General features: G+C 33.7%; 16 protein-coding genes. All 16 read right to left on the bottom strand.

Going from position 1 to position 13,583, the window contains the following annotated elements; genetic code table 11:
- Positions 1–590: 590 nt before the first annotated feature.
- Positions 591–743: a hypothetical protein gene (locus tag IP358_RS02230; RefSeq protein WP_006801900.1), complete on the bottom strand. Its 153-nt coding sequence runs from the start codon at positions 741–743 to the stop codon at positions 591–593.
- A gap of 165 nt (positions 744–908) precedes the next feature.
- On the bottom strand, positions 909–1,535 hold the full coding sequence (locus tag IP358_RS02225; protein ID WP_006801901.1) for a hypothetical protein: 627 nt from the start codon (positions 1,533–1,535) through the stop codon (positions 909–911).
- Positions 1,536–1,558: 23 nt separating this feature from the next.
- On the bottom strand, positions 1,559–2,338 hold the full coding sequence (locus IP358_RS02220; protein WP_006801902.1) for a DNA sulfur modification protein DndB: 780 nt from the start codon (positions 2,336–2,338) through the stop codon (positions 1,559–1,561).
- A gap of 2 nt (positions 2,339–2,340) precedes the next feature.
- The gene (locus IP358_RS02215; protein ID WP_370525626.1) at positions 2,341–4,389 is read right to left on the bottom strand and encodes a restriction endonuclease subunit S; all 2,049 of its coding nucleotides are present in this window, start codon (positions 4,387–4,389) and stop codon (positions 2,341–2,343) included.
- Positions 4,382–6,466 (bottom strand): N-6 DNA methylase, encoded by a 2,085-nt coding sequence (locus tag IP358_RS02210; protein ID WP_006801905.1) that lies wholly within the window; start codon positions 6,464–6,466, stop codon positions 4,382–4,384. Before IP358_RS02210 ends, IP358_RS02215 begins: the two co-directional genes overlap by 8 nt.
- Before the next feature lie 29 nt (positions 6,467–6,495).
- On the bottom strand, positions 6,496–7,035 hold the full coding sequence (locus IP358_RS02205; RefSeq protein WP_006801906.1) for a DUF3226 domain-containing protein: 540 nt from the start codon (positions 7,033–7,035) through the stop codon (positions 6,496–6,498).
- Between the two features lie 2 nt (positions 7,036–7,037).
- Entirely contained in the window at positions 7,038–7,514 is a 477-nt protein-coding gene (locus IP358_RS02200; RefSeq protein WP_006801907.1) for an AAA family ATPase, read from the bottom strand.
- Positions 7,515–7,625: 111 nt separating this feature from the next.
- Positions 7,626–8,159 carry an AAA family ATPase gene (locus IP358_RS02195; RefSeq protein WP_006801908.1) on the bottom strand — a complete coding sequence of 178 codons (534 nt, stop codon included), beginning with the start codon at positions 8,157–8,159 and terminating at the stop codon, positions 7,626–7,628.
- The gene (locus IP358_RS02190) at positions 8,143–9,831 is read right to left on the bottom strand and encodes a saccharopine dehydrogenase family protein (RefSeq protein WP_040498242.1); all 1,689 of its coding nucleotides are present in this window, start codon (positions 9,829–9,831) and stop codon (positions 8,143–8,145) included. The genes IP358_RS02195 and IP358_RS02190 overlap by 17 nt, the downstream gene beginning before the upstream one ends.
- Positions 9,832–9,890: 59 nt before the next feature.
- The gene (locus tag IP358_RS02185) at positions 9,891–10,379 is read right to left on the bottom strand and encodes a DNA-deoxyinosine glycosylase (protein WP_006801910.1); all 489 of its coding nucleotides are present in this window, start codon (positions 10,377–10,379) and stop codon (positions 9,891–9,893) included.
- Positions 10,380–10,386: 7 nt separating this feature from the next.
- Positions 10,387–10,872 (bottom strand): hypothetical protein, encoded by a 486-nt coding sequence (locus IP358_RS02180; protein WP_232086757.1) that lies wholly within the window; start codon positions 10,870–10,872, stop codon positions 10,387–10,389.
- Entirely contained in the window at positions 10,872–11,453 is a 582-nt protein-coding gene (locus IP358_RS02175) for a hypothetical protein (RefSeq protein WP_006801912.1), read from the bottom strand. Before IP358_RS02175 ends, IP358_RS02180 begins: the two co-directional genes overlap by 1 nt.
- A 116-nt stretch (positions 11,454–11,569) precedes the next feature.
- The gene (locus tag IP358_RS02170; RefSeq protein WP_006801913.1) at positions 11,570–11,779 is read right to left on the bottom strand and encodes a DUF4006 family protein; all 210 of its coding nucleotides are present in this window, start codon (positions 11,777–11,779) and stop codon (positions 11,570–11,572) included.
- Between the two features lie 11 nt (positions 11,780–11,790).
- On the bottom strand, positions 11,791–12,672 hold the full coding sequence (locus IP358_RS02165; RefSeq protein WP_006801914.1) for a c-type cytochrome: 882 nt from the start codon (positions 12,670–12,672) through the stop codon (positions 11,791–11,793).
- The gene (locus IP358_RS02160; protein WP_006801915.1) at positions 12,673–12,891 is read right to left on the bottom strand and encodes a cytochrome c oxidase, cbb3-type, CcoQ subunit; all 219 of its coding nucleotides are present in this window, start codon (positions 12,889–12,891) and stop codon (positions 12,673–12,675) included.
- A gap of 2 nt (positions 12,892–12,893) precedes the next feature.
- Positions 12,894–13,577: a cytochrome-c oxidase, cbb3-type subunit II gene (ccoO, locus tag IP358_RS02155; protein WP_006801916.1), complete on the bottom strand. Its 684-nt coding sequence runs from the start codon at positions 13,575–13,577 to the stop codon at positions 12,894–12,896.
- Between the last annotated feature and the right edge of the window lie 6 nt (positions 13,578–13,583).

The raw sequence follows: 13,583 nt of genomic DNA, 5'->3' as shown, positions 1-13,583 counted from the left end.
CTTGCAGTTTTTAGAGAAAGAAGACTAAAAAAATATTAAAGGAGATACTATAGGTAAATATTTAAGTATTTTTACATCTCTTATTTATTCGTAACTTACCCTTTTACAAAAACTTCTTGTAAACCTATTTCTTTGCAATAAAGCTCTTTTTTGAAATTTCTGAAAACTTTAACTATAACTGTAAATCTATGCAAATCACACTTCTCAACCACTCGTGGCAACCTTGCGATAATTCGCTCTTGTGTAGTTTTAAAATGCTTTTTCTCTCCTAGTATTGTCAGCACCAAAATATGACAAATGCTATAAAAAAGCCGATAACAAGGCTTAGGAATTTTGATTTAAGTGAGAGATTCTTATAAAACTTCATAACCATTCCTTTATTGCATTAATGTATGCTTTCAAAAAGAGTAGCACAAAATTTACAAATCGGTATGTAAAAAGACATAGTCTTGCCTCTCGTTGCAGAATCTTTACAAATTACTAGTGATAAAGTAAAACGCACTTGGATTTAGATTCAAACTTTGCAAAAGGTTGAAAACTTAGAATTGATAACTCCATATAAATATCATATAAATATGTTGCTCTACTTATTATGCAAATAGCTCGCAAATCTGTGCGGCAATATGCCCTTCAAAATCCTTTGGCACACTAGATTCTTTGTTGTAATAATACAAAGCTACTTCTATACCTAATCCTTGAAAATCTAGCGTTTTATTACAAAATAATTCTTTAAAGCCTTGCAATTTATCCCTTGCGTTTGTTAAAGCACTATTGATACCCTTAAATGTATTATTAGAATCTTAAAAATTAGCTCACTTTCTCCACTTATCCATCACAAAAGGCATAAGGCTTTGGCAGACAAACCACACTCCCTAAACAAAGCGTTTTTATCTTTTCCAACACTCTTTTTATGATTTTTCAATATATTTTGTCTTGTAATATTCATCTAGTTGATTTTTAAGCTTTTCTTTCAAATCTCCTTCGTCTTTGTAGCGGACTTGTTGATACCCACTTAGGTCAAAGCCTACTTCTTTGTTATTTTCATTTATGAGCAAGATGATTTGATTATCAATCCCTTTAGCACGACAAAGTGCCATCATATAGCCAACTTCAAAATAAACATTAGCATTTTTCTTTGAAATGTCTGCTATCATAAGTCCCCTATGCTCAATTTGCCCAAGAATTTCATCAACAATCTTAAAAGTTGTGCCTTTATTTAATTTATCAATACGCAAGTGATCAATATGCAAAGGTGGGTTATTTGCAAATTTTTCATCATTGATTTCTTGTATTGTGGTTTCTATTGCATTTAAAATATGGTCATTGTCTTTAAATTCCATAGCAATAAAAATTTTAAAGCTTTTTGGAATATAAGTATTGACATAAACCTTGAAAAGATTTTCAAAATCTTGAAATTTTTCTAATTTCGCATCTTCTAATAGCCATTCGCAAAAATATTTGATTTCATTTTCTGGTTTGCTATTCTCATAATTTTTATTATATAGAAAGAATATAATGCAAATAAGCTCTGCCAACTGATTGTATGTAGAAAAATCTCTTAATATCTTTTTAAACCATCTTTCTCAACAACATCCCTTAAAAATGCAAAAAAATTATTCAGCCTATCTTCATTTTGAATATTTTTTGCTAGATAACTACAGGCCTTAGCAATGACATCTTTTTCTAGTTTTCCCTTATATTCTTTCAAAATATCTAAAAGCTTATCATTAGATTCTCTAAAAACATAAAGCCACCAATCAATGTTTTTTAATTCATCTGCTTTTTCAAATTCCACGATGGTTTTGCTTAAATAATCCTTAGGCAAGAGCGGCTTAGATTTGGAGTTAAGATAATAAAACAATGCCAATTCGTCTTTAATGCTATTATCATCAGTGAGAATAAAAGTTACACCTATATAATTTTCACCGGGAGTATTTTCAGATTTTTCTAAAAGCTTTTTTATCGCAGAAAGCCTATGATTCCCATCAACAATTTTGCATTGCTTATAACCTTCTTTGGTTTTAATCTGTAATCGCATAAGATTATATGACTTCAGTCGAGAAATGCGAAGATCCTTTTTGTCAAGCAGGATTCTTGTCCTATCAAATCGCAAATCATTATCTCTAATAACAATGACAATATCGGGCAAATAACGATAATAATCTTTTTTAAGATACTCTAATATTTTATCCTCGTGTTCTTGGTTTATGTCTCTTTGATACTCATCGCTAAAGATATCAAAATTAGCCAACTGATTAAATGTCAAATAACCCTTAGCTATATGATAATTAAAGATTTGCTTTTGCCATAAATATACATCAATAGTTTCAAATACCATACTTAACCTCCTAGTATAATATGCTCTACTTCTTTTTTAGCAGATTCTAAAAGTTCTTTTGCTTCTTGCTTGAGTGCCTTTGCCCTTGCTTTTCTTTGGCTTATTTCTTTAGCGATTCTTTCTTGCTCTATGAGTGGTGGCAGGGGGATTTTTAGGTTTAGAAACTCTTTTTGATTGATTGAAGCCATAATTGCCCCACTAGATTCTCGCATAAGTAATTCTTGAAAAAAGTGCGTTCTTAACAAATCCATTAAAAATTCTTTCAAGCAATTTGCAACATTTGAAATAATAAAAAATCCTGTTGAAGCTATAAGATTTTTTTCATCACTTTCAACAATCGCAATAGCCTTTTGTGAGCCACTTAAACTAGAAATAAGCAAATCGCCCTTAAAAACTCTTTGTCTTGCACGACTAGGAAAATCACTTTTAAGAAATTTCATTTTTTCTATTACACCTATTTCCTTTGAAACAGAAGCAATGTCAATATAATTCATAAATTCATAATTATCAATATTTTCTAATTTTGTATTTACTCTTGCAACTTCCCCCAACCTTACCACAGAATATTCCCTCTCATTCCAAATTTTTGCTATTTTGTCAAAATAATGCGTTTGTGTTGATATAAACGCTTCAAAGCTAAATGCAAGGGTTACCCCCCCCCCCGCAGTTAGCAAGAGTGCTTCTACATCAATTTTTGCTTTATGCAGAATCTCTTTTGCTTCTTTTTCTAAGCTTAGGGCTTGAAATTTAGAGCTTTTTAGCCTGTTGGCGATTTGCGTTTGGATTGCAAGGGGTGGCAGGGGGATTTTTAGCTTTAAAAACTCGCCTATATTTAAATGCTTAATCACCGCACCAATGCTTACGCGATTTGCAAAAACATTTATCATATAAGAGCCAAGCAAAAAGCATAAAAAGTCTTTATCCACTTCCGCCTTTAATTCTAAACGCAAAATCCCTCCGCTAATGATATAATCACGGCTCACATCAGCCTCTAGGCAAATGCCTACCGTGCCATCTTTAGAGTATAAAAGCTCGTTTTGCTTAGGCTTGTAGGCTTTAAGATTCTCAAACAAAGAAGCGGAAATAAACTTTTGCACATTGTCAAAATCTATGCCATTATTTGTAATATCACTCACGCGGATAAATGGAATTTCTTTATTTTGAGAGTATTCGCTGCTGCCGACTTCTATGCCCTTTTTAAAATTGTTGATTAAAGAGGCGAGATTGACTAGGGGATAAGGTGAAGAGAGTAAGGATTTTTCTAAATCTCTATAATATTTTTGATGATAGTTTGCATCAAAGCGAGAGCCACTTAAGGCACTTATTTTTGCTGTGTAGATTCTAGAATCTAGAGTGTTATTTGCTCTTAATGGCAGGATAATACCAAGCTCTTCTAAAAGATAGCTATCAATAGAATCTAAAAGTTCTTTAGCTTTATTTTCTTTCTCTTGTTTAGCTTTATAGGCTTTATCCATAAGGTCAATAATGTGCTGTTGTGTGGAAAGAGGCGGAATAGATGGAATTTGCAACTCTTTGATTCTCTCGATTGCTAGTTTTGGTATGGTGGTTTGGATATATTGTCGTTTCATTTGGCTTTGCAAAAAATTTGTTTTTAAGATAAGACTTAAAAACTTTGGCAAAAGATTATCTTGTGCTTGAAGCTTGACGCAATTCTCTGTCAAAATAACTCTATTGTTCGTTGCATTATGAAAAATAAAAACTTTTCCAATAGTTCCAGCAATAGATAAAGCCACTTCATCATTATAAATCTCATAACGCTCAAGCAATGTAAAAATATCCTTATCTATTGATTTTAATTTATCTATATCAATTTCTAAGATTTCAGAATCTAAATCATCAACGCGCAAATATTTATAAGCTGTTGTGGTATTTGCATAGCTTCTACCTTTTGGAATTCTTTTGCCACTTTTGATTTTTACAAAATTTTTAAGCGGATAGGTTACAATCTGTATTGTTTGTCCAATATAAAACTCAGGGTCAAACCTCCCGCCACTGACTTCGCTAAATTTTCTTGTAAAAATTTCAGCCATTTTCCCCCCAATGCTTTTGATAAAATTTTTTAAATTCTAAGGCTATGGTGTGAAGTTCGCTTTTCTCATATTCGCATAATTCCTTGCCTGTGGCGTCAAAGCCGATGTTTTCAATGATAGCCATAAAGACTTCATAGCTCTCTAGCTGCTTTAGCTTTTCGCTTACTTCAGCACAAATTTTATCACGCACAAGCTCTTCTTTATATCTGTATGTTTCTCTTGCATTTGCTATTTGTTCTTTTAGGGTGGCAATTTGCTCCTGCGTTTTTAAATCTTTATCTTGCATTTTCTCTAAAGCCTTTAACTCCTTTTGTAGTGGTGTAATCAAGGCTTTTAGCTCATCTCTTAGGGTTAAAATTTCGCCTTTGTGCTTTTGGGTAATGGCATTTTGTATCGCTTCTTTTTTATCTAAAAATGCTTTCATAGCCTTTTTGTCCTTTTTCTTTAGGACTAAAATGCTAGATTTTACCCCTGCGCCATAGTTTGAAAAGGTATGCTGGGGTAGAGAGAAAGAAGCGAGTAAATAAAAGCGTTCTAAAAGATAATCACGCACATTTTGCAAACTAGAATTTGTCAAAATCCCATCAGGCAAGACACAAGCTACAATGCCACCCTCTTTTAAAAACTCAAAATACCGCTCTAAAAATAAAATCTCGCTTTTTTGTCCGCTTAAATCTTTAGGGGATTTTTTATCAATGATTTTATCAATGAAATGCACTTCACTTTTTGCAAAAGAAAAGTCCTCAAAATAAGGCTTACTTGCGGGTATGCTAGAGCCAAAAGGTGGATTTGTAAAGATGAAATTAAAGGTGTTTTTTTGAAATTTATTATTTTTTCTTATGAAATTTTCAAAAGAGTCAAGCCCATCGGCTGTGATGACATTCGTATGCCCATCATCGTGGATAATCATATTCATTTTAGCTGTTTGTGAAATCCCACCGCTAATTTCTATGCCATAGAGATTTTTCTCCGCAAAAGAATGCCAAAAGCGTTTTTGTGCTTCTTTCTTTTTTAATTTTTTGCTTTTTTCTTGCATATATTGCAAAGTTTGGAGTAAAAATCCACCACTTCCGCAACTTGGGTCTAGCACTAAATCATCTTGTCTAATGTCAAAGCACTCCACCATAAAACGCACAATATTAAGTGGTGTAAAATACTGCCCAGCTGTGCCTTTAAAAAAATCTGCAAAAAACTTTTGAAATACCTTTCCTTTAATATCTAAGTCTGTTTCGCTTAGGCTAATGCCCTCAAGATTCTCTACTAAAAATTTAATCTCATCTGCATCTAAAATCAGAGCATTATCAAAGACATTGCTATCTTTTTCCTTGTATTTTTGATATAGCCCTTTAATACGCTTTTCTAGGGCAAATTTATCTTCATCGCGATTTTTTTGAAATTCGTAATATTTAAGTTTATAATCTGCGTCGTATTCGGCGATTTTTTCGTCCATTATCTTTGTAAAGATGATTTTGCTAAATTCGCTAAAGGCTTCGGCTGGATTTCTTTTGCCACCATTCCAAAGATAATTATGGATTTTTTGCAAAAGTGCTTTTAGCTCTTCGGTTGTTATTTTTGCAATATTGTTGTTCTTAGAATCTCGCAAGTATTTCCATAATGGTGCATTACCGCCATAAGGTGGAATATCATCAATCAAATCATTGCTATCCTCTTTAAAATAAAGTGTGATTTTTTCTTTACCATTAGTTACTTGTGCGTAATCTACTCCCAAAAAATTTGCATAGCTTAAAACCTGCTCTTTTGCCTCTCGCAAATCTTTTTGGCTTGACTTTTTTAGCTCTATGGCGATGAAAGCCTTTTGATGCTTGGCATTTTTATAAACGACGATATCCGCTCTTGTGTTACTTTTATTGCTACCTCGTGTAACACGCACTTCTATGGCAATGTGAGAGAGTGGATACTCTTTTTCAATAATAAGCTTTGCAAATACTTCTGCACGCACTTTTTCTTCTGGATTTGTATAGTTCTGCTTACTTGAATTCTTAGTGTGATAGATGATACTATCCCCCTCAAAACTAAGATAGCCTTGCTTTAGTGCTTTTTCAATTATGTCGCTCAATATTTTACCTCGCTTTTGTTTTGAAGTTTTTAGTTCTCAAGAAAATTTTTCAATGGCTCCAAGTAAGGACTATTGAAATCTAGGGCTTCTTCTAATTTTTCATGCTCTAATTTCTCTAATTTATTTGGTTTATACCCAAATGTTTCAAAATAGGCATAAATTTTATCCTTTTTATTTGGAAGCTTAAACTTCGAATTCTTTTCTTGCAATTTTTCAATACATTTAAAATAGAAATCAAAACAGCGCAATACACATTTGTCCTTTGCTATTTCTTTAAGTAAATCTTCTAGGGTTCCATTGTCTTTATCATTTGGCAAGAGAAACATTTCATATTTGCTATCTATTTTTAATTCATTTAATTGTTTTTCAATATTCTTTTTTGCCTCATCAAAATTATTGTCGGCATCAAAAATTATTTTGATTTTATTTGCCTGTTCTAAATCCGCTTTTACATTAGACAAGCCTTTATTTCCACCACTTATTACTATTTTTATATTATTCTTCTCTAAATACTTTAAGTATAAATTAATAAAATGCTTATCTTGATTTCCTTCCACAACAATAAGCATATTCAATCCCTCATTTCATTGTTATGATTTGTGTTAAATATAAAATTCTCTTGCGAGTATCTACCAGTCTTAATATTTTGCTTTGCGTCTTCATACACCTTAAAAATACTTGCCAAATTCTCGGTCCCTTTATTCTCTAGTAAGCTATTTAAGTGTTTTAATATTTCCTCATTGTGCGTGGTTATAAAAAACTGAGCCTTAGTATCGTCATCTAAAATTATTTGGAGCAATGAGTTAATATCCTTAAAATGCAATCCATTTTCTATTTCATCAATTAAGATATACTTCCTATTTTTCAAAACCGATAGGATAATTGCAAATATTTTTTGAAATCCAGAACCCATCAATCTAAGATTTAACAAAGTATCTAAGCCTTCTTTTTGCACTACAATCTTGTTGCCCAACATCGTAATGTCTTCAATATCATTAAAAAAGTTACGAATTTTTTCCATTAAATCTCTTCTTTTTCTAGCACTCAAAAAAATATCTTTAACATTGTTTCTTAAGGTTTTGTTGTATGCATTATCCTCACATATAAATTCAGCTTTTTTATGAAGAGCTTTTTGTGCCTTGTTTAGTTTTAATTTTAATTAATTTTGAAATTGCATTTGAAAAGGATTTGCTTGTTTTCTTGAAATTTTTATCCGCTCTATTATTTCGTTGTTTGAATAATCAAAAATTATGGTATTGATACCTTTTATACTCATATCGTTGAATGTTATTTCTATATTTTCTTGGTGCTTCTGTTGAGAATTATCCACAAGAATATTGGTATATATATCATTGCAAGAATGTATTTTTATCTCCCTTTTACCTTCATTTAAGACAATCATTTCTTGTAAATTATAGTCATAAAAAAAACTTTGAAAACAATCTTCATCAGAGACTATACCTCTAAATTCCAGAATGTCGGTTATTGATTCAGGATGGTCTGATAAGTAGAGATATAAAGCCTCTAAAATTGATGTTTTTCGCATATTTGCTTTGCCAACAAAAATATTTATCTTTGAAAAATCTTTTAGAGATATATCTTTTATGCCTCTAAAATTTTTAATTCCAATTTCTTTTATCATAAAATCTCCTTTCATCACCTCATATAGCATTATCTTACCTATCTCTCCCATTCTCTAACACCTTTAGATTGCCATTAGATTCTATCTCGCATACGATATAGGGGAGTCCTTGTTGGTTTAGCTCACACATAAAGGGGTCAGGATCATTCTGCTCCATATTCCACACACCACTGCCATTACTAGAATCTATGCCTTGTTCTTCTCCACCTTTTGGCATATCGCTGTTAAGTTTTAGCCGCTCTGCGTTGTAGGATTCTATGCTAGAAGCTTCACTGCTATGGCAAGAGGTAGAATCCACTTTTTTAGATTCTGCATTGTTAGAATCTAAAGAATGTAGATTTTGCTTAAGATTTGTGGGTTGCGTAGAAAATTCTGCGGAGACTAGCCTGTCTTGGCTGTCGCACAAAGAATTTTCAAGCTCCCGCAAAGATTGAGTGAAAGCTACATTCTTAGGCGCATTTAGCCCCCATTTATCTTCACAAATAAGCTTCGCCCCAATCATCGCTGGCACACCTGTAGTATAGCTCACACCTTGTGCATTGACTTCCTTGTAGCAAGCCTCGTGGTCGCAAATATTATAGATATAAATCGTGCGTTCTTTGCCGTCTTTCACGCCCTTCATATAGCAGCCAATATGCGTTTGCCCCTTTGTGCGAGAGGCTAGACTAGCAGGATCTGGCAAAAGTGTCTTTAGCACTTCAATAGGCACGATTTTGCCACCCTTGTGTGCCACCTCATCAATGCGTAAAAAGCCAATATTCTCTAAGCACTTCATATGCGTGAGATAGCTCTCGCCAAAAGTCATAAAAAAGCGGATTTTTCGCAAACCTTTGATATTGCGGATAAGCGATTCTAGCTCTTCGTGGTAGAGCAAATAGCTATTTTTCACGCCAACTTCTGGGTAATCCCACTCTTTCATAAGCGCTAGGGGCGCAATATCTCGCCATTGTCCGTTAAAGTAAGATTCTACTTTTAAATCCTGCGTATTAGAATCTAGCGTAAAATGCTTCTCATCTCGCTCAAACTTACGATAAATAGTATCTTGCTTTAAATCCAGATTCAAGGCTAGATCAGCTTGTGAAACAAGGCTTTTAGATTCTGTATTAGAATCTTTAATGTCTTTCGTCCAATAACGCGCTTTAGAGCTAACCTCCCTTAAGTTAATTTCAGGGTTAAAGTTTGTAGCAAACGCATAGCCGTGATCCCCTGCATTACAATCTAAAATATCAATGCTATGAATCTCATCAAAATAGTGCTTCTGTGCGTAAGCACAAAACACATTTGTAACGCCCGGATCAAACCCACTGCCAAGCAGTGCGAAGATTCCAGCTTGTTTATAGCGTGTATCATACGCCCACTGCTCTTTATACTCAAAATGTGCTGAATCTGGATGCTCGTAATTTGCCGTGTCTAAATAATGCGTTTTTGTGCGAAGACACGCTTCCATAATGCTTAAATCTTGGTAGGGCAATGCAACATTTACCACTAATTTTGGGCGGTATTTTTCAATCAAAGCCACCACAGATTCTACGCTATCGGCATCCACAGAATCTATCTCAATCTCACCTAAGCCTTTTTGGCGGATAGAATCTGCTATCGCTTGGCATTTGCTAAGGGTGCGAGAAGCTAAGATAATGCGAGTAAAGCTCTCTCTATTGCTCGCCATTTTATGTGCCACTACGCCACCTACGCCACCTGCTCCAATTTGTAAAACACAAGCCATTTAAATCCCTTTCGAAGTAAATGTGCTATTTTACAAAACTTTGCTTTAAAAATATAAGTTCAAAAATTTGATTTACTTACTAACTCTACTTCCCATTGTTTACTATCAAACCTAACATTTGCAGGGCTTGTAGATGGAAGGGATTTTGCCATATCTTTCAAATGTGGATAATATTTATTCAAAAGAAAATAAGCCTTCTTTCCATTGCACAAAATAGTTTTAATTTGTGTTTTAGCCAGCAATGCTTCAAGATCAGAAATTTCAGTAGCCAATAAAGTCTTATCCATACTGCTCTCTTTATCGCCTTGCATATTACTTCCCAAGCAAACAATATCCCATAATGCAATACGATAATGGAGTAAAAAATCCTTTTTTGCTTCCACACTCACTAACTCAACCTTAAAAAAATCTTGCAGCATTTTCCAAAATCTATTTCTAGGATTTCCATAATAAAATCCTATTTCAAAAGACATTTTACTTGGAAAACTACCAAGAATTAAAACTTCACTTTCATTATTAAAGATAGGTTCAAATCCTCTTTTTAACATTTAACAACTATTTTTTAATAAAATATTCTTGAATAATACAAACAAAATCATCACCAATTTCAATTAAAGCCTCACCTTGATAACGCCCCTGTTTTTGCACTTCAAAATAATCACTTTGCCACAATCCATCCACAAGCTCTCCGTTTCCTAGAATCTTATCCTCTTGGATTGTATTAGGACGCGTTAAAAAGAATTTCACTTTGGCTTCTGTCGCAATCTTTCCAGTTGCCTTATCACGGATGCGCAAAAAAATCTGACGAAAATTATTTGGACTTTGCTCTTCTGCACCCTCAAAAGCTATATTATATTGCTTAAGCAATCTTGCACGCATTTGCGCAATAGTGTTTGCGTTTTCATCAATGTATTGAGAATTTTTCTGACATATCCCTTGTAATTCCACAGGATTTGAGATAGCAACTTTAAGTGTTAGTATGATAAGCCCAACAACAACCATAGCAAGTAAAAAGATTCCAAGAGGCCAATAATTTTTCATCATTTTCTCCTTAAATACACAAACACAAACAATAATAATATTACAAATAGCATTACATACAATAAAGTGCGAACAGCAATTTGCACTCCCTTATTCTGTTTAGGAAAACTATGCTCCAATTCCACACCATGATATTCTGCAATCCTATCAGCAATATCCACAAAACCATTTAGCAAAAATGCTGAGATATTCTGCGGTGTTAGTTCAGCATCTTTTTTTGGAATCAATGGAACAATATAATCCCAATATACCTCCTTTTTGTCAAACATTTTTTCAGCTTCTGCGCTTGTTACAATATTAATTTTTTTTTCAAATTGCGTAAAAAAAAGAAGCACATAAGGGAATTTAAGATTTTGTATAAAAAATTGTTCTTGCTCCTGAAGATTCTTACTTCCTAAACCCTTAAGAGCAACAACATACAAAGAAACACCAGTTTTCTCATACACTTCATCTGATAAAATTTCAACAAAAGCTACCGTTTTATCAATTAATTGATTTTGATTTTCTAAAACATAAGGCTTAGCAAACAAAAATGAATAAAAAAATAGGGGAAAAAACCCTATTTTTAGTATTTTAAGCATTAATCAGCCAACAAAAAGGAGCATATCAGGAATAAAAACAACTGCAATAGATGCGATAATTGCAACAATATGTGCCACAAAAAGAATCTTTTCCAAACCACTATACTTAATCATTACTACTCTCCTTTTGGTGCATCTTTGAAATGTTGCGCATTCGCTTTACTTGACATCTGCAATGCATTTGCATCTTCAATCACATAAGGATTGTTTGCTTGCGCTTTCTGTGTAACCACAGCCGCATAACCTAAACCAAACACAACAGAAAGCAACAACACAACTGCCACGAAATACCCCAAAAGTCCATTAACTCCAAATAATCCGTTCATTACAAATCTCCTTAGTTCTTGTCTGAATAGATAAAATGCGCTAAAGCTTCTTTTTGCTTATCCGTTAACATTTGCGATTTAAAAGAAGGCATAATACCAATATGCCCCTTTTTGCCTTTTTCGAGAACTTCAGCAACAAAGGCTGGTGTTCCATATTTACTTAAATCTGGAGCCATACCATCCATTCCTTTACCATCATCACCATGACAAGCATTGCAAGTTGCCACGCTAAAAAGTTCTTTTCCTTTTGCAACAAGATCAGGATACTTTGTTTTCTTAGCCTCTGAGATTTCTGCCATCACATATGCTGCAACCGCCTTGTAATCCTCATCTGTATTTAAAACACCTGGTGCTGTTTCACTCATTGGTAACATATCACCAAGCATATAACCCAGCCCCTTACTTCCTTCTTTCATTGTGCGGATAATACCTTCTTCTTTACCCCATTCAAGTAAGTTTGCAGCAGTGCCATTAATTCCTTCTGTCGTAACTCCGTGGCATTGTGAACATTGCACTAAATAGAGATTCTGTCCCATTTTTGTTAATGTTTCCACATCAATGTTCTGCCACTTTTCTTCAAATTTTGCATTATATGCTTTTACTTCCTCATTATATTCCCCAATTTGAGAATAAGAATTCAAAGGATATCCCACAAACCAATACCATAATGCCCAAATAATTAGCACCAGATAAGTGACTCCCCAACCAATAGGAATATCGTTTTTAAACTCCTTAATGCCATCCCATTCTTCTTCTGCTAGCTCACCATCTGCTTTGCTATCCTTCATTTTTTTGATGTAACCACCCACAATGAAAATAGTCAAAGCTAAAATTACTACGGCTCCAGCTAGCCCAAGCATATTTATGCTATCGCCTAAATTAAACCATTCCATTTAGCTCTCCTTCTTTTTATTTTCTTTATTACGATCTTCTATCAAACGATCATCTAATTCATCATCTAAGGCTAGCCTTGCGTATTTTTCATAATCAATCTTACCACTTTTTTGACTTTTATATAAGTGATAGATATAGGCATATAACAACACTACCAATAATAGCGTAATAAACCAATACGCATAACCTTGAATAATTTGTATCGTTTCATATTTCACGATTAATTAGCCCTTCTTTTTTGCCCTAAACTATTAAGATACGCAATCAATGCAACAATTTGCTTAATCTCGCCTCTCTCTAATGCGGCTTTAATTTCTGGATCTTTCATATCCTCTACTAAAATCTTAGCTTCTGCTAAAATTTCAGCCTTAGCTGCTTCCAAATCCCCCAATTTTGGATTATTTTCTACATCATAAGGAACAGCAAACACAACTTTTTGCGTATAAGCCTCTGCATATGCTGTCTCTACATCTACATTTTTCTTATATAAATGTGCATATGCTGGCATAATAGAGCCTGGAACAACTGCTTCTGGATTTAACATATGTTCTTCATGCCAATCTGTTGTTCTATAGTCTCCAACGCGATGTAAATCCGGACCTGTTCTTTTAGAACCCCAAAGAAAAGGTCTATCATAAGCATATTCGCCACTTAAGCTATACGCACCATAGCGATCTGTTTCCGCTTTAAAAGGGCGCACAAGTTGAGAGTGGCAAGCATTACAGCTTTCCGCAATATAAATTTGACGCCCCGCAGTTTCTAAAAGAGTATAAGGCTTAAGATTTTCTGTTGGACGCGAAGCCTTTGCAAAATCAGGCAAAATCTCAACCAATCCTGCAATTGAAAACACCAATAAAAATACTACTGTAAAGAAAAATGGATTTTTTTCTAACCAATGAAACATTACAAC

This window comes from Helicobacter winghamensis ATCC BAA-430 (assembly GCF_028751035.1).
Taxonomy (GTDB): Bacteria; Campylobacterota; Campylobacteria; order Campylobacterales; family Helicobacteraceae; genus Helicobacter_D; species Helicobacter_D winghamensis.
Note: the sequence above shows the minus strand (reverse complement) of the source record. Positions and strands in the feature narration are given on the sequence as shown.

What these genes read in the sequence shown, in the direction of transcription:
- IP358_RS02220 (WP_006801902.1), bottom strand. Translation starts at nt 2,338, where the DNA reads ATGGTATTTGAAACTATTGATGTATATTTATGGCAAAAGCAAATCTTT.
- IP358_RS02215 (WP_370525626.1), bottom strand. Translation starts at nt 4,389, where the DNA reads ATGGCTGAAATTTTTACAAGAAAATTTAGCGAAGTCAGTGGCGGGAGG.
- IP358_RS02205 (WP_006801906.1), bottom strand. Translation starts at nt 7,035, where the DNA reads ATGCTTATTGTTGTGGAAGGAAATCAAGATAAGCATTTTATTAATTTA.
- IP358_RS02195 (WP_006801908.1), bottom strand. Translation starts at nt 8,159, where the DNA reads ATGGGAGAGATAGGTAAGATAATGCTATATGAGGTGATGAAAGGAGAT.
- IP358_RS02190 (WP_040498242.1), bottom strand. Translation starts at nt 9,831, where the DNA reads ATGGCTTGTGTTTTACAAATTGGAGCAGGTGGCGTAGGTGGCGTAGTG.
- IP358_RS02185 (WP_006801910.1), bottom strand. Translation starts at nt 10,379, where the DNA reads ATGTTAAAAAGAGGATTTGAACCTATCTTTAATAATGAAAGTGAAGTT.
- IP358_RS02180 (WP_232086757.1), bottom strand. Translation starts at nt 10,872, where the DNA reads ATGAAAAATTATTGGCCTCTTGGAATCTTTTTACTTGCTATGGTTGTT.
- IP358_RS02175 (WP_006801912.1), bottom strand. Translation starts at nt 11,453, where the DNA reads ATGCTTAAAATACTAAAAATAGGGTTTTTTCCCCTATTTTTTTATTCA.
- IP358_RS02170 (WP_006801913.1), bottom strand. Translation starts at nt 11,779, where the DNA reads ATGAACGGATTATTTGGAGTTAATGGACTTTTGGGGTATTTCGTGGCA.
- IP358_RS02165 (WP_006801914.1), bottom strand. Translation starts at nt 12,672, where the DNA reads ATGGAATGGTTTAATTTAGGCGATAGCATAAATATGCTTGGGCTAGCT.
- ccoO (WP_006801916.1), bottom strand. Translation starts at nt 13,577, where the DNA reads ATGTTTCATTGGTTAGAAAAAAATCCATTTTTCTTTACAGTAGTATTT.